Raw genomic sequence first — 23,935 nt, 5'->3', positions numbered from 1 at the left:
CTCTACGCTTAATGAGCGCCACGACGGCGCGTCCATCAGCCATTCAGGAGGAAGTATGCAGACGATTTCCGCAGCGGTACTCGACGATCTGGCCCCGCAAGGCGTGTTGCGCGCGGCGATCAATCTCGGCAATCCGGTGCTGGCGCAGGCCGGGCCCGGCGGTAAACCGCAAGGCGCTTCGGTGGAGCTGGCCGCCGCGCTGGCTCGCGAACTGGACGTGGTGCTGGAGCTGGTGACCTATGACGCGGCCGGCAAGGTGTTCGCCGACCTGGACAGCGGCGCCTGGAATCTGGCGTTTATGGCCATCGAGCCGGTGCGCGCGGCGCAAATTGCCTTCAGCGAACCCTACGTGATCATTGAGGGGACTTACCTGGTGGCGAACGACGCGCCTTACTTTGAGGTGGCGCAGCTCGACAGGCCGGAGGTGCGCATTGCGGTCGGCCAGGGCGCCGCGTACGATCTGTTTTTGTCGCGCACGCTGCAGCAGGCGCAGCTGGTGCGGGCGGCTACTTCCGCCGAGGCGATCGCGCTGTTTTTCGAACGCGGGCTGGAGGCGGCGGCCGGCGTGCGTCAACCGCTGCTGGCCGCCGCGGCCGCCCATCCCGGCTACCGAGTGCTGGATGGGCATTTCACCGCCATTCGCCAGGCGATGGCGGTGCCGCGGCAAAAAACGCAGGGCGCCGCCTACGTGAACGCGTTTATCGAACGCTGCAAGGCCAACGGGCTGGTGAAGGCGGCCTTGCAGCGCAGCGGCCAGGGCGAGGTGACGGTGGCGCCGCCGGCCGCCTCGGCGTGATCAGTTCAGCTCCACCGCATACTGGTCTACCGGGGTGATTTTCTTGATCAGCTTGTTGTCGAACAGGAACTGTTCGTAAGCCTCATAGCGGGCCCGATCCAACTTGGCCGGATCGCGCGCGAACAGCGGCAGGCTGGCTTGCCACGCCTGTTTGTTCAGCTCGGTATTCAGCTCCGGGTGCGCCTTGGCGAACGCCAGCCAGGTGTCCTGCGGGTGTGCATGCAGGTAGTCGCTGCCTTGCTTCAGCGCGGCGAGGAATTTGCGGATTTTCGGCTCGTTCACCGCATCGCGGTTGGCGACGATGATCAGCTCGTCGTAGGCCGGCACGCCGTAGTCTTCGACGTTGAACACCACCGGTTTTTTGCCCTGCAGCTTCAGCTCCAGCGCTTCGATATTGCGGTAGCCGCCGATCACCGCATCGACCTGGCCCGCCAGCAGGGCGCTGGTCAGCTGGAAGTTGACGTTGATGAGCTTGATGTCCTGCGGCTTGAGGTGCTCGTGTTCGACCATGGTGGCCAGCGTCGCCTGTTCGATGCCGCTGACCGAGTAGCCCACCGTTTTGCCCTTGAGATCCGCCGGCGACGTGATGTTTTTGTCCAGCGCGATCACCGTATTCAGCGGCGTGTTGATCAGCGTGCCGACGCGCATCAGCGGCAGGCCCTGATCGGCGAAGAAATGCAGCTGCGGCTGATAGGTGATGGCGAGGTCGGCCTGTTTGGCGGCCACCAGCCGCGGCGGCAGCGCCGGATCGGACGGCGGCACGATCTTGACGTCCAGCCCTGCGGCCTTGAAGGCGCCGATCTGCTCGGCCACCATAATTGGCGCGTGATCCGGGTTGATGTACCAGTCGAGCACCAGCGTCAGCTTGTCGGCCGCGCCGACCTGGCCGGTGAGGGCGGCGCCGAGCAGCAGCCCGCAAACGGTTTGTTTGATCATGGTCGTTCCTTTATCCCTGGTTATGGTTGCAATCATCAGTCGTTTTCCGGCGCCCAGGCGATCAGGCGCCGCAGCAGCGCATCCACCGCAGCCCACAGCAGCACGGTCATCAGCACCAAAATAAACAGCGCGGCGAAGCAGACGTCGGTCTGCATGCGCGCGTTGGCGTTCAGCATCACGTAGCCCAGCCCTTCGGCCGAGCCGACCCATTCGCCGATAATGGCGCCGATCGGCGCGACGGCGGCGGCCATGCGCAGGCCGGAGCCGAAGGCCGGCAGCGCCGCCATCAGCCGCACGTGCCGCAGCTGCGCCCAACGCGAAGCGCGCATCGTGCGCGCCAGATCGAGATAGTCGTTGTTGACCCGGCGCAGCCCGTCGAAAAAGGCCGACACCACCGGGAAGAAGATCACCAGCACCGCCATCGCCACTTTGGCGCTCATGCCGAAGCCGAACCACAGCACCAGCAATGGGGCCAGGGCGAACACCGGTATCGCCTGGCTGGTGAGCACCAGCGGCATCAGCCAGCGCTGCAGGCGCGGCGAGAAGATCATGCACAGCGCCAGCGCCGCGCCGAGCAGCACGCCGAGCGCCAGCCCGCTGACGATCTCCGAAGCCGTGACCAGCGTGTGCCAGGCGAGATAGCCGCGTCCGTCCCACAGCGCCTGCGCCACCGCGCCCGGCGTGGGTAGCAGAAAGGCCGGAATGCCGCTTTGCGCCGCCAGCCACCACAGCAGCAGCAGGCCGATGAAGACCGTCAACCCACGCCGCAGGCGGGTGAAGCCGCGCTCTTTGGCGATATTCATTGCGCCGCCCTCACCATTTGCAGCAGCAGCTCGGCCTGGCTTTTCAGCAGGTCGGCGTCATCCGGCGCGCGCGGCGGTTGCCCGCTGATGCGGTGGGTATCATCGAGGCCCTGCGGCCAGGGCGACAGCACCAGCAGCCGGTGGCTCAGGCGGCAAGCCTCCATCGGGTCGTGAGTGATCAGCAGCACGGTGTTTTGTGCCAGCAGTTCGGCGGCCAGGCTCTGGATCTCGGCGCGGGTAATGGCGTCCAGTGCGGAAAAGGGTTCGTCCATCAGCACGATCGGCTGGCGTTCGTAGAGCGTGCGGGCGATGGCGGCGCGCTGGCGCATGCCGCCGGACAGCGCGGCGGGCAGGCTGCGGCTATGCGCGGCCAGGCCTACGCGCTCGAGCAGGTGCGCGGTCCATGCCCGATCCGGCGCTTCGCCGCGCAGCCGCGAGCCGAGGGCGACATTGTCTTCGACGCTCAGCCACGGGTAGAGCAGGTCTTTTTGCCCCATGTAGGCGATGCGCCCGGCGATCGGCAGGCCGTCGCTGCCGCTCACCGTGCCCGAGCTGGCCTGCGCCAGCCCGGCGATGATCTTCAGCAGGCTGGTTTTGCCGGCGCCGCTGGCGCCGAGCAGGGAGACGAAGCTGCCGCCGGCGATGTCGAAGCTCAGCCCCTCAAAGATCGCCTGTTGATCGAAGCGCAGAGTGAGATCCCGCACCTGGATGCCGGGCGGGAGGCGCGGGGAGGTCATGAGGCGTTCAGCCCCATTTGCCAAAATGCCGCTTCCAGCTGAGTGGCGGTGGTGAAAATCTGCGCCAGCTCGGTAAAGCGGCTTTGTGCGCCGCGCTGGTGGCCGACGGTTTCCAGCAGTTCGATGGCGGCGCGCACGCCGGCCAGATAGCCCTCGTCGCCGTAGTTGCGGATCCAGGAGGCGTAAGGATTGCCCTCCATTTGCGTGGCGGGATCGTGCAGCAGCCGCAGGCCGATTTCGGCATAACCGGCCACGCAGGGCAGCAGGCCGGCCAGCAGATCGAGGGCGTCGCCGGCATGGCCGATGTCCAGCACGTAGCGGGTGTAGTTCATGGTTTCCGCCGCCTCCGGCTGGGCGGCGATCTGCGCTTCGCTCAGCCCCCATTCGGCGCAGTAGGCCACGTGCAGCGGCAGCTCGGCGACGATGCCGTTGAGCGAGGCGGTGGCGGCGCGCATTTCCGGCAAGGTGCGCAGCTTGCTGACCAGCAGCGCGTAGGCACGGGCGAAGTGCAGCAGGAACAGGTAGTCTTGGGTCAGGTAACGGCGAAAAGCGCGTTCAGGCAAGGTGCCGGCGGCCAACTGCTGCAGAAACGGGTGTTCGACGTAATTTTGCCAGTGGCTGCCGGCCTGTTGGCGCAGCCGGCCGTAAAGACCGCTTTCGAACTGGGTGATGATGGACATGGGACCTCCTTGAGTCAGTGGAGATCCGGGCACGCTGAGGTATGAACAGGCAACGGGTGATCGCATTGTTGCCTAACCGTCCCTTCGCTGGCATGACCCAGATCAGGTTCAAAGGGTTCGGCTTGCGCCATCTCAGCCCGTAACAGGACACCCCTCGGAGCTGCCTGTTATACGACATTTGTTTTTTGATTACAATCGCCGGGCGGCGCGGCGGCAATCGGTTCGTTTAGTGCGATCGGGGGCGATTTTGCTGGCGCAAAGCGCGCGATTTTTGTCACTGTAGGCCCATGTTTTGCCTTTGAGGACGATGCCCGATGAAAAAGATTGGTTTTCTCTCGTTTGGCCACTGGACGCCTTCCGCCCAGTCCGGCACCCGTTCAGCGGCGGATGCACTGCTGCAGTCCATCGATCTGGCGGTCGCCGCCGAAGATCTGGGCGCGGACGGCGCCTATTTTCGCGTTCACCATTTCGCGCGTCAGCTGGGATCGCCGTTCCCGCTGCTGGCCGCCATCGGCGCCAAAACCCAACGCATCGAGATCGGCACCGGCGTGATCGACATGCGCTATGAAAACCCGCTGTACATGGTGGAAGACGCCGGCGCGGCGGATCTGATCGCCGGCGGGCGGCTGCAGCTTGGCATCAGCCGCGGCTCGCCGGAGCAGGTCATCGACGGCTGGCGCTATTTCGGCTATGCCCCGGCCGACGGCGAAACCGACGCGGACATGGCCCGCCGCCATACCGAAGTGTTCCTGGAAGCGCTGCGCGGCGAAGGGTTCGCTGAACCCAATCCGCAGCCGATGTTCCCGAATCCGCCCGGGCTGCTGCGGCCGGAGCCGTTTTCCGCCGGGCTGCGCGACCGCATCTGGTGGGGCGCCGGTTCGAACGCCACCGCCGTCTGGGCGGCGAAGCTGGGCATGAACCTGCAAAGCTCGACGCTCAAGAACGACGAAACCGGCGAACCCTTCCATATCCAGCAGGCCAAGCAGATCCGCGCCTATCGCGCGGCCTGGCAAGAGGCGGGCCATGCGCGCGAGCCGCGGGTTTCCGTCAGCCGCAGCATCTTCGCGCTGGTGGATCAGCGGGATCGCAACTACTTCGGCGGCAGCGGTAAGGAAGGCGACCAACTGGGGTATATCGATGCGCAAACCCGGGCGATCTTTGGCCGCAGTTACGCCGCAGAACCTGACGCGCTGATCGAACAGCTGGCGCAGGACGAGGCCATCGCCGAAGCGGATACGTTGCTGCTGACCGTGCCTAATCAGCTGGGCGTGGATTACAATGCGCACGTCATCGAATCGATTTTAACCCATGTCGCGCCGGCGCTCGGCTGGCGCTAAACGGAGGATGGCATGTCACGCATTTTCATTACCGGTTCGGTGGACGGGCTGGGCCGCGCCGCCGCGCAAACGCTGTTGGACGAAGGGCATCAGGTGATTCTGCATGCGCGCGCACCCGGCCGTCTGGACGCGGTGCGCGATCTGCTGGATCGCGGTGCACAGGCGGCGATCGGCGATTTGTCCGATGTGCAGCAGACTCGGCAGCTTGCCGAGCAGGTCAATCGCCTCGGCCGTCCGGACGCGGTGATCCACAATGCCGGTATGTTTACCGGGCCGCAGGTGATGCCGGTGAACGTCATAGCGCCCTACCTGCTGACGGCCCTGATCGAACGTCCCAAGCGTATCGTCTACCTGAGCAGCAGTATGCACTTTGACGGCGTGGCGGAGCTGAACGGCGTAGACTGGCTTGGCGGCGCCGCAGGTTCTTATTCGGACAGCAAGCTGTTCGTCACCACGCTGGCCGCCGCCGTGGCGCGCCTGTGGCCCGACGTCATCAGCAGCGCGGTCGATCCCGGCTGGGTGCCGACCAAAATGGGCGGCGCGGACGCGCCCGACGATCTGGCGCTGGGGCATGTGACGCAGGCATGGCTGGTGAGCAGCGATGAACCGCAGGCCCTGGCCTCCGGCGGCTATTGGCATCATCAGCAGCGCTTCGAGCCTCACGCGGCGGTACACGACGAGGCGTTTCAAACGGCGCTGCTGGCGCAATTGGCGCGCGCCGGCGGGGTGAGCTTGCCGCAGGTTTAAATGGCTATTCCTTCCAGGCCCGTCGGGTTGCCGGCGGGCTTTTTTATGCCTGCAGGGTGAACCGACGGCGCTTTTCTTATACAGTGGCTTCCTGACCTGTTTTGACCGTTCTCTCTATTATCGCCATGCACACATTCCTGATTATCGTCCCTGAAGGGGGCATGCTGTTCGAAGCGGCGGGCATCGCCGATATCCTGATGCAGGCTAATCGCCTGAGTGCCGCCGAGACGCCGCTGTATCAGATCGCGGTCGCCACCACGCAGTCTCATCGGGTGGTACACGGCCTGTCCGGGCTGAGCCTGTTGGCCGACCATCGCCTGGCGGATCTCGATCCGCGCCTGCCGCGCGATACCGTCATTGTTGCCGGCAAAGGGGCGAGCGAAGAAGAGGGCGCCCTGGTGGCGGATTGGCTGCGCCGCGCGGCGCCGCAGACGCGCCGTATCGCCTCCGTTTGCGGCGGCGCACTGTTGCTGGCCGAAGCCGGGTTGCTGGACGGACGGCGGGCGACCACCCACTGGCGACTGGCGGAAACGCTGCAGGCGCGCTTCCCGCAGGTGCAGGTCGAAAACGGCCCGATCTACGTGCAGGACGGGCCGATTTGGACCTCCGGCGGCGTCAGCTCCGGCTTCGACCTGACGCTGGCGCTGGTGGAGGACGACTACGGCTTCGTGCAGGCGCGTGAAGTGGCGCAGGATCTGGTGATGTTTCTGCGCCGCCCCGGCGGGCAGGCGCAGTTCAGCCGCTACCCGCTCAACCAGGCCAAATCGCCGGGCCCGATCCGCGACCTGCAGTCCTGGATCCTGGAGAATCTCGCCGACGATCTCAGCGTCGAACGGTTGGCCGAACGCGTGGCGATGAGCCCGCGCAACTTTACCCGCGTGTTCACCCGCGAGACGGGCATTTCTCCCGCCAAATTCGTTGAAGAAGGGCGGTTGCATACCGCCAGACAGCGCCTGGAGCAGAGTGCGCAAGGCATCGAACAGATCGCCCTGGCCACCGGCTTTGGCAACGGCCTTAACCTGCGGCGGGTGTTTGAGCGAAAACTGCAGCTGACCCCGAGTGAATACCGCGAACGCTTTCATGCGCGCAATTTGGCGTAAATTGATCGGTAAACGTCATTTACGCCGCTTTGGGGCAGGGCTAGAGTTGAGGCAAAGCCCAAAACGAGGAGTGCATCATGGTGAGAGTAGGCATTAATGGATTCGGCAGGATCGGACGCAACGTGCTGCGCGCGGCGCTGGGGCGCAGCGATTTTGAAGTGGTGGCGATCAACGATCTGACCGACAGCAAGACGCTGGCGCACCTGCTGAAATACGACACGCTTTCCGGCACGCTGGCGGCCAGGGTCGAAGCCGGCGACAACCAGCTGCTGCTGGACGGCCGGCCGATTCAGGTGTTTTCGCAGCGCGATCCCGCCGAGATCCCCTGGAGCAGCGTGGGCGTGGACGTGGTGATCGAAGCGACGGGCTTCTTTACCGACAAGGCCAAGGCGGAAGTGCACATCACGCATGGCGGCGCCAAGCGGGTGATTATCTCGGCGCCGGCCAAGAACGATGACATCACGCTGGTGATGGGGGTTAACGATCACCTCTACGATCCGGCGCTGCATAAGGTGGTCAGCAACGGCAGCTGCACCACCAACGGGCTGGCGCCCGCCGCACAGGTGCTGCATCAGGCGTTCGGCATCGAATACGGGCTGATGAACACCACTCACGCCTATACCAACAGCCAGGCGCTGCACGATCAGCCGGAAAAAGATCTGCGTGGCGCGCGGGCGGCGGCGGAGTCTATCGTGCCTTACTCCAGCGGTGCGGCCAAGGCGCTCGGCAAGGTGATCCCCGAACTGGACGGCCGCCTGACCGGTTATTCACTGCGGGTGCCGGTGCCGGTGGTTTCCATCGTCGATCTGACGGTGACGCTGAAACGCCCGGCGACGGCGGAGGAGATCAACGCGGCGTTCCGCGCGGCGGCGGCGTCCGGCCCGCTGAAAGGGATCCTGGGCTACAGCGATGAGCCGCTGGTGTCGAGCGACTACCGGGGCGATGCGCGTTCGTCGATCATCGACGGCTTGTCCACGCTGGTGATCGGCGGCAATCTGGTGAAGGTGCTTGCCTGGTATGACAACGAGTGGGGCTTCTCCAATCGGTTGGTCGATCTGGCGCTGCTGATGGAAAAGCGCGGGCTGTAAACGCCCAACAGCAAAAAGCCCGCTTAAGTTGCCTTAAGCGGGCTTTTCTAAATATGGCTCCTCTGACTGGACTCGAACCAGTGACATACGGATTAACAGTCCGCCGTTCTACCGACTGAACTACAGAGGAATCGTGTGAACGGGGCGCATCATATCCAGCTGCCCCAGGTGTGTCAACGCTAAATTGCCCCAGGCGGTTCGACTGCTCGGTATCTGAGCAATAAGCCTGTCAATCAGCCCATTGCGCGTCGTTTTCTGCCTGGGCGCGCAGCAGGCGCGCCAGCGGATCCTGGCGGTAGAAGCGGCAAAAGTGCTGATACAGCGCCGGGAAGCGTTCGGCCAGCAGCTCGGGGGCGCTGAAGAAGTACTCCGACAGCACGGCGAAGCACTCGGCCGCATCGGTGGCGGCGTAGGCATCCATGCTGGCGGCCTCTTCGCCGACCATGTCGATCTCGTCCTGCAGGCTTTCCATCGCGGCGTGCAGATCATGTTCCCAGGCGGCCACCTCGCGCAGCGGGATCGGCGGCACGCCGGTGGCGACGCCGCCGTTGCGCATATCCAGCTTGTGTACCGCTTCGTGGATCACCAGATTGAAACCGGAAAGGTCGAAAGAGTCCTGCACGTCTTGCCAGTTGAGCACGATCGGCCCCTGTTCCCAGCTTTGGCCGGACTGCACCACCGGCCCCGAGTGCACCAGGCCGATCTCGTCCTGCCATTCGTCTTCCACCACGAATGGGGTGGGGTAGAGCAGAATTTCGTTGAAGCCGTCGAGGCACTCCGCGCCCAGCTCCAGCACCGGCAAGGCGAACAGCAGGGCGATGCGCGCCTGCATCTGCGAGGTGAGCTGCAGCCCCTGCAGCGGCACGATGCGCTTTTGCTGCAAAATCTGCCCGGCGACGGCCACCAGCCGCTGCCGCTCTTGCTCATTCAGCGGCGAGAGCAGCGGGATCGCCAGCGCGTCCCGCCACTGTGCCTGGGTATCCGCCTCGGGTTGAGAAGGTTGAGTCGCTTTCCACGGCCATTTAATCATCAGGTTGCTCGTAAAGTCGTCACTTGAACGTTCAGCGGTATGCTAATGCTGTAAAAATGCCGTAAAAGCGGGCATGATAGCAAGCGTTGTCAGGAGAGATGCCGGAGCGGCTGAACGGACCAGTCTCGAAAACTGGAGTAGGGGCAACTCTACCGGGGGTTCAAATCCCCCTCTCTCCGCCATTATTCAATCACTTACGAAAAAATCTTTCAACGATCCCCATCACAGTTAAAGCGCCCCGGCCCTGCAGGCCGACACGCCTTGCCCTTTGTTGTCGATTATTTCCCGACGCAATCAAACATCATTCGAACGCGCATCCAGATAGGCGGCATATTGATGCTCTGTCGCTTGACGCGCCTGATGACGCCGTTTAGCGACGATCATCGCCACCGTCAGCAGGGCGGGAAGCGCCAGGACGGCGAAAATGGTGCTGAAGCTCCAACCGAGCGCCAGCATTTCAGCCCCGGCCAGCGCGCTTAAGATAGCGCCCAAACGGCCGATGCCGTGCATCCAGCTGGAGCCGGTGGCCCGCGCTTCGGTGGGGTAAAAGCTGGCCGACAACGCGTTCATGCCGGTGTTGGCGCCCCCGATGCAGAACCCGATGGCCATCGCGCAGCCGCCCATCAGGAGGGGGTAACCCATCGCCATCCCCATCAGCAGAGTGAACAGCGCCCCCAACCCATAAATCGACGCCAACGCGCGATGCGGTTCGGATCTGTCCATCAACCACCCGGAAAATAGCGATCCTAATGTCCCGCCCGCCTGAAACAGCGCGGTGATGACCGCCGCTTGCGCGATGTTGAAACCGCTGTCTTTAATCAGCAGCGGCAGCCAACTGCCTAAGGTGTAGTACAGAAACAGCGCGCTAAAATACGCGCCCCACAGCATTAAACTGCCGAAGCGGTACCGTGCGCTCACCACCAGTTTAACCGGATGAGTGCAGACCTGGCCCGGCGGGGGCAGAACGACGGTAGAATGTCGAAAATCGCGATCGGGCGCCAGTTTCGCCAGAATGCGCTGAATGCCGCCCTGATCTGCCCGTTTCGCCACCAGGAAACACACCGATTCGGGTAACGCCGCCATCAGCACGGGCGCGAACAGCAGGGGCAAGATCCCGCCGAGCAGCAGCACGGCATGCCAGCCGAAGCGCGGCATCAGCCAGGACGCGGCGAATCCGCCCAAGGCGGCGCCAAAGGTGAAGCCGCAGAAAACCACGGTAATCAAGAAAGCGCGGCGTCGGGCGGGCGCGAACTCCGCCACCAGGGTGCCGACATTCGGCATGGCGGCGCCGAGCCCCAATCCGGTGAGCAGGCGAAATAACATCATCTGCTCCATATTTTGAGAAAACGCCGTCACCAGCGTCCATACGCCAAAAAAGAACACGCTGTTGATGATGACGACTTTGCGGCCGAATCTGTCTGACAATGGCCCGGATAGCATCGCGCCCAGCGACAGGCCAATCAGCGCCGCGCTGATCACCAGCCCCAGTTCGCGGTTAGTGATTTGCCAATCCGCCTTAAGCTCTGGCGCAATAAATCCCATGATAACGATATCGAATCCATCCAGAGCAATGATGCAAAAGCCGAGCAGCACGATCATCTTTTGCCATTTGCCTAACGGGCGGTCGTCGATCAGCGCCCGAACATTGATTGCGTTGTTTCCCGACATGGAGGTGCCCCCGGTGCAGTAGTTGAGTGTCATCACTATAAGCAGCCCCTGGGTGGACGTTAAACGGCGATAATCGAAAAAATGTGCGTTTATCGGACAATTGAGCCGGCGGTGAGTGACGAGGCAGTGTTAACTTTATGTTATGAAAAGGGATTGCCGTGAGAATGGCGGCGCCGGAGGCCACTGAGAGTGTGAGCGCGATCATTAACCTTTTCAGTAAGATGGAAGAACAGGCGGGCCTTGATGGCCCGCGCGATTAACGCATGGCGGTGAGCCGAACCGGGGCGTTGGCGGCCCCAAAGCCGCGGTAGCCGCCTCGGCGCTCCAGAAGTTCGAAGAAGAAGCGGCCTTTTTCATAGGGAACGGTGTAGACATGCAGCAATTCTCCGCCCTGATCGTCTCGATCGTAGAGCACATTGCCCGCTTGCAGCTGTGAGAGGAAAGCGGGGTCGAGATCGAAACGCGCTCTGAGATCGTGATAGTAGTTATCGGGAATACGCAGCGTTTTTAATCCGCGCGCCTGCGCCGCTTTCACCATGCTGAACAGATCCTCGCAGCCAAAGGCGACGTGCTGCAAGCCTGCGCCCTGATAGGCGGTTAACGCCTGGGCAATTTGCGTTTCCCGGCTCACCGACATATTCAGCGGCAGCCGGATGGCGTCGTTGGGGCTGCGCAGGACGCGGCTGCGAACCAAACCCAGCGGATCGGGCAATTCCCACTCGTTGTCCTGCACAAAACCCGGCACGCTGCGCAGGAACATGATCCAGTTGCCGCTCGATTCATCCGCCAGCGCAATCGCCAGGTGATCGATGCTCTGCAGCGCGGGCGGCGGCGCGCTGCGATGCGTCAGATGAAAATCGGCGTGATAAATATCGTTCTTGGGATCTTCGTCCGCTTCCACCAGATAAATCAGGCTGCCGTCCGGTGCGCACAGCGCGGGGATTTGCCGCTCGTTGGGGCCGGTTTCGCCTTGCCAGATGGCGTACCCGTAGTCTTGCGCCCGTTGCAGTAAACGCGCTACGCCGCGCACCCGCCACGCCACGGCGCACAGGGAAATGCCGTGCAGGTGATAATAGCCACTGGCTTGGCTTTCCGGATGGGCATTCAGAATGACATTCACTTTGCCGTTGCGATAGAGGGCGACGCTTTTGGAGCGGTGCTCGCCGGCGTGAACCAATCCCAGTTGCGTCAGCCATTGGCCCATCGCCAGCCCGTCGTTGTGCGAGACGGCAAATTCGATAAACTCCAGCGCCAGCAAGGGCGGATGCGGCTGCGAATGAAATAAGGAACGTCCCATGAGCGAGGCCATGGCGTTGGGCAGCAGAGGCTGTTTGGCCAACCAGTCATAGGTTTGCTCCTCCAGCCACAACAACGATCGGAAACCGTCCTGGGCCGTGGGGAGCACCGGCGAGGCGCGGAAACCATCGTTAAATATCTCCAGCGACCAGGCGCCGCGATAGCCATGCGCGGAAAGTTGGGTCATGAACTGGGTCAGATTCAGCTCCCCTTGGCCGGGGAAGCAGCGGAAATGGCGACTCCAGGCGAGCACATCCATCTTCAACAGCGGGGCGTCCGCCAGTTGGACAAACACGATTTTTTCGGGCGGCACGTCCTCGAGGCCATCGAGGTTATCGCCGCGCGACAGGATATGAAAACTATCGAGAATGATCCCCAATGCCGGATGATCTACGGCCTTCACGCGCGCCCAGGCGTCGCGCCACATATTCACGTGACGTCCCCAGGCCAGCGCTTCATAACCGACAGTAATATCATACTCGGCGGCCAACTCCGCCAACGCGCGCAAATCGCTCACTTGCGTGGCCATGTCTTCGCTGCTGTCGGGCGAGACATTGCTGCAGAGCAGCATGCGAGAACAGCCCAGTTGCTGCATGACTTCGAACTTGCGCGCCGCGCGGGAAAGGTTCTGCGCCAGCGTTTCGCGCGGGCCTCCTTCGAAGTCCCGAAACGGTTGGAACAGTAAAATTTCCAGGCCCAGTTCGGCGCACAACTCACGGATTTCCGCCGGTGAGCCGGGGTAGTAGACCAGATCGTTATCGAAAATTTCGACGCCATCAAAGCCTGCGGCGGCGATAGCCCGCAGTTTTTCCGGCAGCGAACCCGATACCGAGACCGTCGCGATAGAACGTTTCATCATTGCCTCCAGTTAAGCGGTCATGGATGACCTGAAAGCGACCATTCAGCAGCGAGGCGGACCACCGACGGGAATTGAATCATGTTATGGACCAAATGAAATGTTTCGTCAATTCAGAACATTCCATTACTTTTGGTTATATAAAGCGATCGGTTTTCTCACTTTACTTTTACATATTGCGCTTCCTACACTCTGTCGACATGTACCCTCAAATAATAAGGATACCGGGATGAAAAGTGATTGGATGGCGCGAGAACTGGTGCATCGCGATTACAGTCATCACCCGCCGGCGCTGGCGCCGCTGTATAAAACCAGCGTGCTGCGGTCGCCGCGCAATGCATTAATTTCATTGCAAAACTCGCTGTCTGAACTGACCGCCCCCGTCTTCACGCCAACGGATATCGGCCCGCTGGATCACGATCTGATTCTGAATTACGCCAAAGACGGCTTACCGATCGGCGAGCGGATCATCGTGCATGGATTTGTGCGGGATGCCTTTGGGACGCCGGTGCGCAACGCCCTGGTCGAGGTATGGCAGGCCAATGCGGGAGGGCGCTATCGCCACAAGAAAGATCAGTATCTGGCGCCTATCGATCCCAACTTTGGCGGCTGCGGCAGGATGCTGACCGACGACAACGGGTATTACTGTTTTCGTACGATCAAGCCGGGCCCGTATCCCTGGCGCAATCAGGTCAGCGACTGGCGTCCGGCGCATATTCACTTCTCGCTCTCCGGCGAGGCGTTCGCGCAGCGCTTGATCACGCAGATGTATTTCGAAGGCGATCCGTTGCTCGTTCGCTGCCCCATCTTGCAGTCGGTAGGCAGTGACGATGCGATGCGCACGCTGATTGCCGAGCTGGATATGCACGCCGCCGTGCCGCTGGACAGTCTGGCTTACCGCTTCGATCTGGTGCTGCGGGGCCATCGAGCCACGTGGTTTGAGAACCGTACACAGGGAGCCGCGTGATGAAAAAGTACTTGTCTGAAACGGCCTCGCAAACCGCCGGGCCTTATGTGCACATCGGTTTGGCGCCGCATGCCGCCGGCTTTGATATTTTCGAGCGTAATTTTAGCCATGTGTTGACGCAACCGGAGACGCGCGGGGAGCGCATCGTGGTGGAAGGGCATGTCTATGACGGTTCCGGCACGCCGGTTCGAGACGCGCTGGTCGAAGTCTGGCAGGCCAATGCCGCCGGGCGATATCAGCACCCCGCCGACGGCCAGTTGGATAAACCCGACGATCCGGCGTTTCGCGGCTGGGGGCGAACCTGTTCGGATTTCACCAGCGGCCTGTGGCAATTCGAGACGATTAAACCGGGGCGCGTGACGGGGCGCGACGGCCGGTTGATGGCGCCCCATCTCAATCTGTGGATAGTGGCCCGCGGCATCAACATCGGGTTGAACACGCGTCTCTACTTTGCCGACGAACAGGCGGCCAATGCCGAAGATCCGGTGTTGAATCTCATCGAGTGGGAAAAACGGCGCAGCACGTTATTGGCGCAAAGGCGGCAGCGAGGGGATCAGACGGTGTACCATTTCGACATCTGGTTACAGGGCGAGAACGAAACCGTTTTTTTTGATATTTGATCCTCCGTTCGCCCTGACAATGAGCTTGCCGCGCCGGCGGCAAGTTAATACTATAAATCATGAACATGACTTCTCGCTTTAGCCAACGCATCCGCCTTCGTCATCTGCACGCCTTTGTCGCTACCGCGCAACAGGGGACGTTGGTGCGCGCCGCACAGCAATTGGGCATCACGCAGCCCGCGCTCTCTAAAACGCTCAACGAACTGGAAAGCCTGGCCGGCGAGCGCCTTTTTTTTGCGCAATCGGCAGGGGGCGGAACTGACCGCCGCCGGGGCGCGTTTCCTGCAGGATGCCAGCCGCGTTTTGGATGCGCTGAATGTGTTGGGGCGCACGCTTGCCTCGGACAGCGAGGCGCTGCCGGCGCCGCTGCATATCGGCGCGTTGCCCACCACGCTGGTGAGCCTGGTCGCGCCGGTCGTGGTGGGGTTGCAGCAGCAATCCCCCGGCTGGCGCATGCAGGTTACGACGCTGGCCAACGATGCGCTGATGATGGCGGTGAGATCGGGGCAATTAACGTTAGGCATCGGGCGTATGTCAGACCCCTCCCGCATGGAGGGGCTCAACTTCGAGCTGCTGTACCATGAAACGCTGCGGCTGGTGGTTGCTCCTCATCATCCGCTGTTGCATTCGGATGTCTCGTTGGCGGAGGCGTTGAGCTGGCCATTGGTGCTCTCCCCGCGGGGTACCGTGCCGCGTCAGAATGCGGAGGCGCTCATTGTCAGCCACGGGCTGGCGGTGCCGGAAGGGTGCGTCGAGACGTTGTCGGTTACGCTGGCGCGCTGCCTGACGCTACAGTATGGCTATGTGTGGCTGGTGCCTTACGGCGCGGTGCGTGACGACTTGTTCAGCAATCACCTGCGTGCGCTGCCGTTGCCTACCCAGGGCATGGCCGAGCCGCTGGGCATCATTACCCGGCAAGAGGCGCTCTCGTCCCCTGAGCAGCAGCGCCTGATTGCTGCGCTGCGCCAAAGGGTGCTGGATGTGCCGGTATAACCGCGTCTTCTAGTCGTCCGATCGCCGCCCGGCGTCGTGTTCGGCAAAGACGGACTGCGCCAGATGAAAAGCGGCGTTCGAGGCGGGTAAGCCGCAGTAAAGCGCCGCATGCATCAGAACTTCTTTGATCTCTTCACGCGTGACGCCGTTATTGAAGGCGGCCCGGATATGCATTTTCAGCTCAGCTTCGCGATTCAAGGCGATCAGCATCGCGATGGTGATCAGGCTGCGGGTATGGCGCGACAAGCCCGGACGCGTCCATATTTCCCCCAGGCGTAGCGAGTGATGAAATGCTGAAACTCCTCGTTGAGCGGCGACAGCGCCGCGAGGGTATTATCGACATGCTCATCGCCCAGCACCGCTCTGCGCACCGTCAGGCCTTGCTGATAACGTTGCCGCTGCGTGAGCTGCTCATCCAAAAAGGCCCGGAACGCGCGGTTAAATGCCCGCCAGGCTTCGATGCTGGACAGGTGGGCGGCGGGCAGGATGACGCATTGCGCGTCGGGAATGCCTGCCGCCAAGGCTTTTGCATCGTCGACGGTCGTTACCGCATCCTCATGTCCGGCGATAACCAGCGTCGGAACGCGGATGCCTGCCAGCTCGGCGCGTAAATCGGCGGTCGCCAGCGCGTCGCAGCAAGCGGCATAGCCCTCGGGATCGCAGGCGGTGAGCTGTTGCACGACGGTTTGCACCTTGACGGGGGCGGATTGGCAAAATGCCGGGGTGAACCAGCGCGCTGCCGCGCCATCGCTGACGGCGGACATGCCGCACTGGCGCACCTGCGCGGCGCGTTCTCGCCAATGCTCCGTCACCCCGATTTTCGCGGCGCTATTGGCGATCGTCAGCGTCAGCAAGCGATCGGCATGAAAGCGCGCCAGCCATAACCCCGTCAGCCCCCCCATGGAGATGCCGCAGAAATGCACCCGATCAATCGTCAGAGTGTCCAGCAGGGACAGCACCTGTTCGCCCAGTCGCGCCAGCGAGCCGGGCTGTTCATCGGGCGCAGAGTCGCCGTGGCCGGCAACGTCGTAGCGCAGAATGCGATAGTGGGCGATGAACGCGTCGCGCTGCGGCTGCCACATTGCCAATGAGGTGCCCAGCGAGTTGCCAAACAGAATAACCGGGGCGTTTTCAGGCCCCTCAAGGACATAATTCAACATGATTGCTCCCTCTCGGCCATCGCCAGGACTTGTTGAATGAAACGCTGCGTGCTGCCGGTGGCATTGGCCGGATCGAGCAAGGTTTCCAGGGTTTCCCGGCTGAGTCGGGAAGAGACTTCCGCATCGGCGCACAGAAGGGTTAACAGGGGTTGCTGGGTGGCCAGGGCTTGCCGGCAGCACCGTTCTATATGATGGTGCGCCTGTTGACGGCCGAGGGTGGGGGCTAAGGCCAGTGTAACCGATTCAGCCATGATCAGCCCCTGCGTCAGCGCCAGATTGCGCCTCATCGCCGCTTCATGCACCTCCAGACCGTTAATGAGATCCAGGCTTTGCGCCAATGCCGCCCCGCTCAGCACCAGGAGCTGCGGCAGGCTTTGCCACTCGGCCTGCCAGCCGCCCAGCGCGCGTTCGTGCTCCTGCACCAGGCCGGCATACAATCCCGACATCAACGCAGGCAGACGGTTGGCCGCGCTGAGGATGGCGGCGCAGAGTACCGGATTGCGCTTATGCGGCATCGTGGAAGAGCCGCCGCGTCCGGGGGCCGACGGCTCGCTGATTTCAGCGACTTCGGTCTGCATCAACAAAGACATGTCGCGCGCCAGCTTGCCGAGCGAGCCCGTCAGGCCGGCATACCAACTCGCCAGCTCCAACAACCGATCGCGTTGGGTATGCCACGGCGTGGCGCTGCGCGGCAGGGCCAGCGCTTGCGCCAGCGCCCGCTCAACGCGCTCACCCTGTTCGCCGAGCGAGGCGAGCGTGCCGGCCGCGCCGCCGAATTGCAACGCGAGCACGCGTGGCCGCATTTCAGCCAGACGCGCCCGATAGCGCAGCAAGGCGTCCAGCGTGCCGGCCAGCTTCAGCCCCAGCGTCGTTGGCAAAGCGTGTTGCAGCCAGGTGCGGCCCACCATTAACGTTGCGCTATGGCGCCGGCATTGCGCCGTCAGCGCCGCAATCAGCTGATTGAGCAGCGCGTCGGTTTTATCGAGCGCGCTGCGCAGTTGCAGCATCAGCCCGCTGTCAATCGCATCCTGACTGGTCGCCCCCCAGTGAACGAAACGCGCCGCTTCCGGTGAGGTTTGCGCCACCAACGCCGTCAATTGTTTGACGAGGGGAATGGCTAAATTGCCCGCCAATCCGGCGGACTGCGTCAGCGCGGCGGCGTCGAGCTTTTCCGCCTGGCAGTGGCTGCGTATGATCCGCGCGGACGCGTCATCGATAATCCCTGCAGACGCCAGGGCCTGCGCCAGACCGGCTTCGAAATCAAGCATGCCCTGCAGCAGCGCCGTGTCGCTGAAGCAGGGCGTTAATGGCGAAGCCATAAACATTGCGCTATAGAGAGACATTCGTTATATCCGTTCCAGAATCAAGGCGACGCCTTGCCCGACACCGACGCACATGGTGCACAGGGCAAAACGCCCGCCGGTGCGCCGCAGTTGATAAGCGGCGGTCATGGCCAACCTGCCGCCGGATGCCCCCAGGGGATGCCCCAGCGCGATAGCGCCGCCGTTAGGGTTGACCCGTTCCGCGTCATCCGGCAGTCCCAGGGCGCGCGTCACGGCCAGCGCCTGGGCGGCAAAGGCTTCATTCAACTCGATGACGTCCATTTGCGCCAGGCTCAAACCGGTTTGCGCCAGCACTTTGCGGACTGCGGGAACCGGCCCGTAACCCATGATGCGCGGCTCTACGCCGCAGGCGGACATGCCGACCACACGCGCCAGCGGGGCGAGTCCATACTGCACCGCCGCGCGTTCGCTGGCAATGAGCAGGGCGCTGGCCCCGTCGTTGATGCCCGAGGCGTTGCCGGCGGTGACGCTCCCCTCGGGGCGCACGACGCCTTTCAGGGCGGACAACGCGGCCAAAGAAGTGCTGCGGGGATGTTCGTCGCGAACCAGGCTGAGCGGCTCGCCTTTGCGTTGCGGAATGCTGACGGCGATCAGTTCCTCATCAAACAGGCCCAGCTCCTGAGCGCGGGCGGTGCGCTCTTGGCTGCGCAATGCAAAGGCGTCTTGATCGGCGCGGCTGACGGCGAAATCGCGAGCCACATTTTCGGCGGTTTCAGGCATGGTTTCGACACCGAACCGCGCGCGCATCTGCGGGTTGATAAAGCGCCATCCCATCGTCGTATCTTCCATTTTCAGCGATCGGCTGAAGGCGCTGTCCGCTTTGCCGGTGACAAAGGGCGCGCGCGACATGCTTTCCACGCCGCCCGCGATGATGACCTCCGCTTCGCCGCATTTAATGGCGCGCGCCGCCATGCCTACCGCGTCCAATCCCGAACCGCACAGGCGATTGAGGGTGGTGCCCGGCACGGTGTGGGGCAATCCGGCCAACAGCAGCGCCATTCGCGCCACGTTGCGGTTGTCTTCACCGGCCTGGTTGGCGCACCCCAGAATAACGTCATCAATGGCGTGGGGATCCAACTGCGGCAGTCGGGCAAGCAGCGCCTTCAGGGGCAGAGCGGCCAAATCGTCGGCGCGCAGCGCGGATAATGCGCCGCCGTAACGGCCGAATGGCGTACGAACGGCATCGCAGATAAAAGCCTGTTGCATGGCGATTTCCTCAAGCGGGGATCAAGTCAGATTGCAGTAAACGTATCGGGGTTAACGCTTGCAGCGCGTCAAAGGTGAGCCCCGGACACAGCTCCAGCACCTGCGGGCCGTCCGGGGTGATATCAATGATTGCCATATCCGAATAAATGCGGCTGACGCAGGCCAATCCGGTCAACGGGTAGCTGCACTGTTCCACCAGCTTGCATTCGCCGGTCTTGGTCAGGTAGTCCATCATCACATAGACTTTGCGCGCGCCGATGGCCAGATCCATAGCGCCGCCCACCGCCGGGATCGCGTCTTCGGCGCCGGTGCTCCAGTTGGCCAGATCGCCGGCAGCCGAGACCTGATATGCCCCCATCACGCAGATATCGAGGTGGCCGCCGCGCATCATGGTAAAAGAGTCGGCGTGATGGAAATAACTGCCGCCGGGCAGCAAGGTCACCAGTTCTTTACCGGCGTTGATGAGCTCCGGATCTTCTTCGCCCGGCGCGGGTGACGGCCCCATGCCGAGCAGGCCGTTTTCGCTGTGCAGAATCACCTCTTTGTCGGCGGGCAGGTAGTTAGCGATGCGGGTCGGCAGCCCAATCCCGAGGTTGACGTAGGCGCCTTCCGGAATATCGCGCGCTACCCGTTGGGCTAATTGGTCGCGGGTTAATTTTTGCATGTTATGACTCCTCAGGCAGAGAGGGAAAAGGTCGCGGGGTGCGCCACCGCCACCAGGCGCTGGACGAAGATGCCCGGCGTTATCACGTTTTCCGGATCCAGTGCGCCAAGCGGCACCAATTCAGCGACCTGCGCTATCGTCGTGGCGGCGGCCATCGCCATCACCGGGCCAAAATTACGCGCCGCTTTGCGGTAAACCAGATTGCCCCAGCGGTCACCCCGATGGGCCTTTATCAAGGCGAAATCCGCCTTTAAGGGCGTTTCAAATACGTAATGCCGTCCGTCGATTTCACGCGTTTCTTTGCCTTGCGCCAGCGGCGTGCCAAAGGCGGTTGGGGTGAAAATGCCGCCCAACCCGCTGCCGGCGGCCTGCATGCGGGCGGCAAGGTTGCCCTGAGGCACCAGTTCCAGTTCGATCGCGCCGCGGCGATAAAGGTCGTCAAAGACCCACGAATCGGCCTGGCGCGGGAAGGAGCAAATCATCTTTCGCACACAGCCGGTCTTGAGCAGCGCCGCGAGGCCGCTGTCGCCGTTGCCGGCGTTATTGCTGATTACCGTCAGCTCGCGGGCACCGTGTTCAATCAGCGCATCGATCAGTTCCAGCGGCTGTCCCGCGGGGCCAAAGCCGCCAATCATGATGCTCGCGCCGTCCGGAATGATGGACACGGCGTCTTCCAGGGTGGCCACACTTTTATCGATCATCTGTTGTTCCTTTCATTCGGCGCCCGCCGGGGGAGTGTTTATCGTCAATGGGAAAGTAGATCGTCCCTTTCAGGCAAACAATACCGATTATCGAAAAAGTGTGCGATTATCGGCTATTCTTTGAGAGGCATTCGCAGGTTGTGATCGTCGGCACAGCGATATTTCAGGCAGACAGCGGGGTAACGAGAATGGAAAAAGAACAGGAAATTACGCGCAGCAGCACCGATCCCTGGAAGGGGGATCCCGACTTTATGGCCTCTTTGGCGCGAGGATTGGAGGTCCTGCAGGCTTTTACGCCGCAGCGGCGGCTGATGTCGGTGTCGCAGATTAGCCAGCGTACCGGCATTCCGCGCGCGGCGGTGCGCCGCTGCCTTTACACCCTGAGTAAGCTGGGCTTTGTGTACGCGGAAGACGGCAAGAATTATGAGCTGCGCCCGCGCGTCTTGTCGCTGGGTCACAACTGGCTGGGGGCTTCGCCGTTGGCCAACGCCGCGCAGCCGGTGTTGAGGCAACTCAGCCAGACGCTCAATGAGTCCTGTTCCATGGCCATATTGGACGGCGATGACATTCTTTATATCGCCCGCGCATCAACTTCGCGGATCATGACCATCGATTTGCACGTCGGCAGTCGCTTACCCGCCAGCACGACGTCGATGGGGCGGGTGCTGCTCAGCGGGCTCGCCAGTGAGACGTTGAACGACTATTTGGCGCGATTGACTCAACTGCGTTACACCAGCCATACCCTGGTGAGCGTCAGCGCATTGCGGGAAGAGCTGGCGCGCGTGCGTCAGCAGGGATATGCCATCAACGATCAGGAGCTGGAGATTGGCCTGCGTTCACTGGCGGTGCCGCTCACCACGCCGGACGGCCGCATCGCCGCGGCGTTGAACGTCGGCGTGCATGCCGGCCAGGTTTCCGCAGAGCGTTTGCACCAGCACCACCTGCCTTTGTTGCGCTCGGCCGCCGAAGAGATATCGCTGCTGTTGCACGACTCACCTTGAGCGCGCACAGGGGGCGTATGCGCCCGATTTTTTCCGCGTCTTGCGGCGTGATGCGGTGTTGTATTGTGGGCCGCGGGTAAGGTAATTTGCTGAGGGCATGATGACTGACGCGGGGGCCAACGGACATGAACGAAAGAATCGACTACCACATCGAGAAATACCATTTCGCGCCGCTGGATGAAGCCCCGCGGCTTGCGCGCCAGTGGAGCGAGGTGTTGAACGAGTGTCGCCAGACGCAGGCGGGCGCGGAAGAGCGCCTGCGCATTGCGTTGCTCAACGTGGACTATGTGACCAGTTTCGAATTGCCGTTTCGCTTATTGCTGGTGCGGGCGCCGCAGCTGATTGCCGGCCTGCGCGATGAGCTGTCGATCAGTCAAAAAAATGTGGTGTTCAACGGCAAGCGCTTTGGCTGCGTTTACAGCCTGAAGAGCGATTTAAGCGACGTGCCCGAGGCCTTCCAATACGGTCTGTCGACCCGCATTCACCGAACCTCGGCGTCGGGCGTGGACGCGCTGCCTTACCGGGAAATCGCCAAGGCGCTCAAGGCGCCGCGTGAGCGGCTTAAGCTGGCGCTGGAGCAGGGGCTGCGCGTCACGGCGCTGGACGGACTGTTCTGGTTCGGCATACAGCGCATCGCCGCCGAAGTGCGCAGGCTAAGAAAAACCGGCATGACGATCGTGACGGCGGAAACGGAGATTTTCGACACCCTGACCGGCACGACGCGCAAGGTACCGGTTTACCGGCTGGCCGACCGTTAATGGCCGTTATAGATAAAGAGGAGGCTCAGACCAGGAACCTCCTTATTGATAGCGCGGTTTATCGATAGGCTTCATTGCGCGCGATGGCATACTTCCCGCTGCCCAGCAGCAGTATGGCGACCCCACCCATAAAGAACACCAGTTCGTTTTCAATGCCCCAGGCGCCGACGTCGGTGACGGTGAAGACCTTGCCGGTGCCCACCATCAAAAACGCCACCACCAGCGTGAGGGCGTAAACCCCTGCGGCGGGGCGGGTGAACAGCCCCAAAACGATCAGTATCGGCGCCAGGATCTCCCCAATATATACGCCATAGGCGATGAAGGCGGGCAGCCCTTGTTGTTGTAACGCATCGGCGATCCAGCCGACGCCATGCTGAACTTTCGCGACGCCGTGAAACAGCATCAGCCCGCCGAAGGTTAGCCTGAGCGCCAATTTGCCTGCGTCCGGGTGGTCAAAAAAGCGAGTGAATGCCGCATTGAGTGACTTAACCATGGCTTTTTCTCCTGAATAGGAATGATTTTCAATCAATATATCAGTCGGATGAATGCGAAAGCTGTTCTGGATCAGGAAAACGGCGGGCTTGGCGTTAAATCGCCGGACGAGGCCGGCGATGCGGCCTGATTTTTAGGCGGAATAACCTGTGCGCACGGGCCGAACCGGGGATGAGAAAAGTCATCGGCAGGGTTGGCCCGCCGCGTAGCCCATCTCTTTTCTGTATGTGTTGGCTACCTGATTTGCGTTTTCATCAATGATTGTCAAAGGACAGGCAACGTAAAGATTCATAAGGTTTTTTTGCAGCAATGAAAAGGTGCGTGTTTTCGCTTTAATAACCCAATAGAGTTACCTTTATTTTTATTTTGAACCGCTAAATCATTGACGCTTTTTTTCGGCCTTTTTATTGGGAATTATCTTGCTTATTTTGCCTTGCGAAAGTTGATCCTGTGGGACGCACGGCCAGTGGCGGGTTTTATTTTTATAGATTTTCTTATTTTTTGATGACAATTCAATGCCGAAGAGAATGAGTGAGATTGACTGAGGGGGTTATGAGTGGGTGTAAATTTCCATGAACTATTTTTCCTGGCGTAAAAGTAATCGATTCAGCGCTGTTTTAAGTTATTGAATTGTTTGTTTTATGTATATTGATTTGTTATTTTTTTATTAAAAAAATAATATTTTTTCTTGATATTGGGTTTGCCTTTGCTAGTATCAAATTAGTGGTCTTATCAGTTAGGGAAACATTTCTTGTATATGGAACAGATCGCTGGTCTTAACACGGTTACTGTCGTTGCAGCGCTTACGTGGTTATTTCGCGGTTATAGTAAATGATATCTCTAATGCCACTTTAGTCTGCGAGACCCTTTACTGCAGTGGTGCTTTTGCCGCGGTAAGACGTATGAGAACACACATGAAGGGGAATTGAATCTTAAATTATTCTGATCATTACCCT

Annotated in this window: 21 protein-coding genes, 2 tRNA genes, 3 pseudogenes and 1 riboswitch; of the genes and pseudogenes, 11 read left to right on the top strand and 15 right to left on the bottom strand. The window is 61.5% G+C overall.

Translation table 11 applies throughout. From position 1 onward, the window contains the following. Positions 1–55 precede the first annotated feature (55 nt). Positions 56–796, top strand: coding sequence for a transporter substrate-binding domain-containing protein (locus tag SERRSCBI_RS15365; RefSeq protein WP_042784969.1), 741 nt, complete (start codon positions 56–58; stop codon positions 794–796). Here the strand turns inward: SERRSCBI_RS15365 and SERRSCBI_RS15360 are convergent, their stop codons facing one another. The 4 genes from SERRSCBI_RS15360 to SERRSCBI_RS15345 are packed head-to-tail and all read right to left on the bottom strand — an operon-like array spanning position 797 to position 3,952. Next, positions 797–1,732, bottom strand: coding sequence for an ABC transporter substrate-binding protein (locus tag SERRSCBI_RS15360; protein ID WP_042784967.1), 936 nt, complete (start codon positions 1,730–1,732; stop codon positions 797–799). 35 nt (positions 1,733–1,767) lie between these two features. Beyond that, complete coding sequence (locus SERRSCBI_RS15355) at positions 1,768–2,535, bottom strand: ABC transporter permease (RefSeq protein WP_042784966.1); 768 nt, start codon at positions 2,533–2,535, stop codon at positions 1,768–1,770. Beyond that, a complete protein-coding gene (locus SERRSCBI_RS15350; protein WP_042784965.1) occupies positions 2,532–3,272 on the bottom strand; it encodes an ABC transporter ATP-binding protein in 741 nt (246 codons plus the stop codon). Before SERRSCBI_RS15350 ends, SERRSCBI_RS15355 begins: the two co-directional genes overlap by 4 nt. Then, positions 3,269–3,952, bottom strand: coding sequence for a TenA family protein (locus tag SERRSCBI_RS15345; protein ID WP_042784963.1), 684 nt, complete (start codon positions 3,950–3,952; stop codon positions 3,269–3,271). Before SERRSCBI_RS15345 ends, SERRSCBI_RS15350 begins: the two co-directional genes overlap by 4 nt. A gap of 62 nt (positions 3,953–4,014) precedes the next feature. Next, positions 4,015–4,117, bottom strand: a riboswitch (TPP riboswitch). Positions 4,118–4,266: 149 nt separating this feature from the next. Here SERRSCBI_RS15345 and SERRSCBI_RS15340 point away from each other — a divergent pair. The 4 genes from SERRSCBI_RS15340 (at position 4,267) to gap (ending at position 8,224) form a co-directional block, all read left to right on the top strand. Next, positions 4,267–5,289, top strand: a complete 1,023-nt coding sequence (locus tag SERRSCBI_RS15340) for an LLM class flavin-dependent oxidoreductase (RefSeq protein WP_042784962.1) — start codon at positions 4,267–4,269, stop codon at positions 5,287–5,289. Between the two features lie 12 nt (positions 5,290–5,301). Then, complete coding sequence (locus tag SERRSCBI_RS15335) at positions 5,302–6,036, top strand: SDR family NAD(P)-dependent oxidoreductase (protein ID WP_033643677.1); 735 nt, start codon at positions 5,302–5,304, stop codon at positions 6,034–6,036. Positions 6,037–6,161: 125 nt separating this feature from the next. Further along, on the top strand, positions 6,162–7,136 hold the full coding sequence (locus tag SERRSCBI_RS15330) for a GlxA family transcriptional regulator (RefSeq protein WP_033644315.1): 975 nt from the start codon (positions 6,162–6,164) through the stop codon (positions 7,134–7,136). Between the two features lie 77 nt (positions 7,137–7,213). Beyond that, positions 7,214–8,224, top strand: coding sequence for a type I glyceraldehyde-3-phosphate dehydrogenase (gene gap / locus SERRSCBI_RS15325; RefSeq protein ID WP_033643676.1), 1,011 nt, complete (start codon positions 7,214–7,216; stop codon positions 8,222–8,224). 54 nt (positions 8,225–8,278) lie between these two features. On the opposite strand, the gene SERRSCBI_RS15320 is transcribed toward gap, so the two are convergent. Beyond that, positions 8,279–8,354: transfer RNA gene (locus tag SERRSCBI_RS15320), tRNA-Asn, on the bottom strand. Positions 8,355–8,453: 99 nt separating this feature from the next. After that, positions 8,454–9,254, bottom strand: coding sequence for a DgsA anti-repressor MtfA (mtfA, locus tag SERRSCBI_RS15315; protein ID WP_033651816.1), 801 nt, complete (start codon positions 9,252–9,254; stop codon positions 8,454–8,456). 92 nt (positions 9,255–9,346) lie between these two features. Between mtfA and SERRSCBI_RS15310 the strand changes: the two genes are divergently transcribed. Continuing rightward, positions 9,347–9,436 (top strand) — tRNA-Ser (locus tag SERRSCBI_RS15310). A gap of 112 nt (positions 9,437–9,548) precedes the next feature. On the opposite strand, the gene SERRSCBI_RS15305 is transcribed toward SERRSCBI_RS15310, so the two are convergent. Next, entirely contained in the window at positions 9,549–10,922 is a 1,374-nt protein-coding gene (locus tag SERRSCBI_RS15305) for an aromatic acid/H+ symport family MFS transporter (protein WP_046687396.1), read from the bottom strand. A gap of 256 nt (positions 10,923–11,178) precedes the next feature. Next, on the bottom strand, positions 11,179–13,074 hold the full coding sequence (locus SERRSCBI_RS15300; RefSeq protein WP_042784961.1) for a bifunctional sugar phosphate isomerase/epimerase/4-hydroxyphenylpyruvate dioxygenase family protein: 1,896 nt from the start codon (positions 13,072–13,074) through the stop codon (positions 11,179–11,181). A 229-nt stretch (positions 13,075–13,303) separates the two neighbouring features. Here SERRSCBI_RS15300 and pcaH point away from each other — a divergent pair, with 229 nt between their 5' ends. The 3 genes and pseudogenes from pcaH to SERRSCBI_RS15285 all read left to right on the top strand — a co-directional run bounded on the left by pcaH (position 13,304) and on the right by SERRSCBI_RS15285 (position 15,654). After that, the gene (gene pcaH, locus SERRSCBI_RS15295) at positions 13,304–14,041 is read left to right on the top strand and encodes a protocatechuate 3,4-dioxygenase subunit beta (protein ID WP_033651814.1); all 738 of its coding nucleotides are present in this window, start codon (positions 13,304–13,306) and stop codon (positions 14,039–14,041) included. Beyond that, positions 14,041–14,661 (top strand): protocatechuate 3,4-dioxygenase subunit alpha, encoded by a 621-nt coding sequence (gene pcaG, locus SERRSCBI_RS15290; protein ID WP_042784959.1) that lies wholly within the window; start codon positions 14,041–14,043, stop codon positions 14,659–14,661. Before pcaH ends, pcaG begins: the two co-directional genes overlap by 1 nt. 59 nt (positions 14,662–14,720) lie before the next feature. Continuing rightward, a pseudogene (locus SERRSCBI_RS15285) lies at positions 14,721–15,654 on the top strand (LysR substrate-binding domain-containing protein). Positions 15,655–15,663: 9 nt separating this feature from the next. On the opposite strand, the pseudogene pcaC reads toward SERRSCBI_RS15285, so the two are convergent. The 6 genes and pseudogenes from pcaC to SERRSCBI_RS15260 all read right to left on the bottom strand — a co-directional run bounded on the left by pcaC (position 15,664) and on the right by SERRSCBI_RS15260 (position 20,728). After that, a pseudogene (gene pcaC / locus SERRSCBI_RS25140) lies at positions 15,664–16,073 on the bottom strand (4-carboxymuconolactone decarboxylase). Continuing rightward, positions 16,074–16,817: pseudogene (gene pcaD / locus SERRSCBI_RS25135) on the bottom strand (3-oxoadipate enol-lactonase); the annotation flags it as partial. After that, entirely contained in the window at positions 16,808–18,157 is a 1,350-nt protein-coding gene (locus SERRSCBI_RS15275; protein WP_033651812.1) for a 3-carboxy-cis,cis-muconate cycloisomerase, read from the bottom strand. The gene SERRSCBI_RS15275 and the pseudogene pcaD, both read right to left, overlap by 10 nt. 3 nt (positions 18,158–18,160) lie before the next feature. Further along, positions 18,161–19,363, bottom strand: a complete 1,203-nt coding sequence (gene pcaF, locus SERRSCBI_RS15270; RefSeq protein WP_042784958.1) for a 3-oxoadipyl-CoA thiolase — start codon at positions 19,361–19,363, stop codon at positions 18,161–18,163. A gap of 10 nt (positions 19,364–19,373) precedes the next feature. Then, on the bottom strand, positions 19,374–20,027 hold the full coding sequence (locus SERRSCBI_RS15265; protein WP_033647889.1) for a 3-oxoacid CoA-transferase subunit B: 654 nt from the start codon (positions 20,025–20,027) through the stop codon (positions 19,374–19,376). 11 nt (positions 20,028–20,038) lie between these two features. After that, positions 20,039–20,728 (bottom strand): 3-oxoacid CoA-transferase subunit A, encoded by a 690-nt coding sequence (locus tag SERRSCBI_RS15260; protein ID WP_033651809.1) that lies wholly within the window; start codon positions 20,726–20,728, stop codon positions 20,039–20,041. Between the two features lie 188 nt (positions 20,729–20,916). Here SERRSCBI_RS15260 and SERRSCBI_RS15255 point away from each other — a divergent pair, with 188 nt between their 5' ends. Continuing rightward, on the top strand, positions 20,917–21,729 hold the full coding sequence (locus SERRSCBI_RS15255; RefSeq protein WP_033643667.1) for an IclR family transcriptional regulator C-terminal domain-containing protein: 813 nt from the start codon (positions 20,917–20,919) through the stop codon (positions 21,727–21,729). 125 nt (positions 21,730–21,854) lie between these two features. After that, entirely contained in the window at positions 21,855–22,487 is a 633-nt protein-coding gene (locus SERRSCBI_RS15250; RefSeq protein WP_033643666.1) for a helix-turn-helix domain-containing protein, read from the top strand. A 58-nt stretch (positions 22,488–22,545) separates the two neighbouring features. Here SERRSCBI_RS15250 and SERRSCBI_RS15245 read toward each other — a convergent pair whose 3' ends face one another. Continuing rightward, on the bottom strand, positions 22,546–22,980 hold the full coding sequence (locus tag SERRSCBI_RS15245) for a DoxX family protein (RefSeq protein WP_033651807.1): 435 nt from the start codon (positions 22,978–22,980) through the stop codon (positions 22,546–22,548). Positions 22,981–23,935: the final 955 nt, after the last annotated feature.

Origin of the sequence: Serratia sp. SCBI (genome assembly GCF_000747565.1) — a bacterium.
Lineage (GTDB): Bacteria > Pseudomonadota > Gammaproteobacteria > Enterobacterales > Enterobacteriaceae > Serratia > Serratia ureilytica.
Note: the sequence above shows the minus strand (reverse complement) of the source record. Positions and strands in the feature narration are given on the sequence as shown.

Coding starts and splice junctions, on each gene's coding strand:
- pcaH (WP_033651814.1), top strand. CDS start 13,304: ATGAAAAGTGATTGGATGGCGCGAGAACTGGTGCATCGCGATTACAGT.
- SERRSCBI_RS15350 (WP_042784965.1), bottom strand. CDS start 3,272: ATGACCTCCCCGCGCCTCCCGCCCGGCATCCAGGTGCGGGATCTCACT.
- SERRSCBI_RS15255 (WP_033643667.1), top strand. CDS start 20,917: ATGGAAAAAGAACAGGAAATTACGCGCAGCAGCACCGATCCCTGGAAG.
- SERRSCBI_RS15265 (WP_033647889.1), bottom strand. CDS start 20,027: ATGCAAAAATTAACCCGCGACCAATTAGCCCAACGGGTAGCGCGCGAT.
- SERRSCBI_RS15275 (WP_033651812.1), bottom strand. CDS start 18,157: ATGTCTCTCTATAGCGCAATGTTTATGGCTTCGCCATTAACGCCCTGC.
- SERRSCBI_RS15305 (WP_046687396.1), bottom strand. CDS start 10,922: ATGTCGGGAAACAACGCAATCAATGTTCGGGCGCTGATCGACGACCGC.
- SERRSCBI_RS15330 (WP_033644315.1), top strand. CDS start 6,162: ATGCACACATTCCTGATTATCGTCCCTGAAGGGGGCATGCTGTTCGAA.
- SERRSCBI_RS15360 (WP_042784967.1), bottom strand. CDS start 1,732: ATGATCAAACAAACCGTTTGCGGGCTGCTGCTCGGCGCCGCCCTCACC.
- SERRSCBI_RS15300 (WP_042784961.1), bottom strand. CDS start 13,074: ATGAAACGTTCTATCGCGACGGTCTCGGTATCGGGTTCGCTGCCGGAA.
- SERRSCBI_RS15345 (WP_042784963.1), bottom strand. CDS start 3,952: ATGTCCATCATCACCCAGTTCGAAAGCGGTCTTTACGGCCGGCTGCGC.
- SERRSCBI_RS15355 (WP_042784966.1), bottom strand. CDS start 2,535: ATGAATATCGCCAAAGAGCGCGGCTTCACCCGCCTGCGGCGTGGGTTG.
- SERRSCBI_RS15250 (WP_033643666.1), top strand. CDS start 21,855: ATGAACGAAAGAATCGACTACCACATCGAGAAATACCATTTCGCGCCG.
- pcaF (WP_042784958.1), bottom strand. CDS start 19,363: ATGCAACAGGCTTTTATCTGCGATGCCGTTCGTACGCCATTCGGCCGT.
- SERRSCBI_RS15335 (WP_033643677.1), top strand. CDS start 5,302: ATGTCACGCATTTTCATTACCGGTTCGGTGGACGGGCTGGGCCGCGCC.
- SERRSCBI_RS15340 (WP_042784962.1), top strand. CDS start 4,267: ATGAAAAAGATTGGTTTTCTCTCGTTTGGCCACTGGACGCCTTCCGCC.
- mtfA (WP_033651816.1), bottom strand. CDS start 9,254: ATGATTAAATGGCCGTGGAAAGCGACTCAACCTTCTCAACCCGAGGCG.
- pcaG (WP_042784959.1), top strand. CDS start 14,041: ATGAAAAAGTACTTGTCTGAAACGGCCTCGCAAACCGCCGGGCCTTAT.
- SERRSCBI_RS15245 (WP_033651807.1), bottom strand. CDS start 22,980: ATGGTTAAGTCACTCAATGCGGCATTCACTCGCTTTTTTGACCACCCG.
- SERRSCBI_RS15260 (WP_033651809.1), bottom strand. CDS start 20,728: ATGATCGATAAAAGTGTGGCCACCCTGGAAGACGCCGTGTCCATCATT.
- SERRSCBI_RS15365 (WP_042784969.1), top strand. CDS start 56: ATGCAGACGATTTCCGCAGCGGTACTCGACGATCTGGCCCCGCAAGGC.
- gap (WP_033643676.1), top strand. CDS start 7,214: ATGGTGAGAGTAGGCATTAATGGATTCGGCAGGATCGGACGCAACGTG.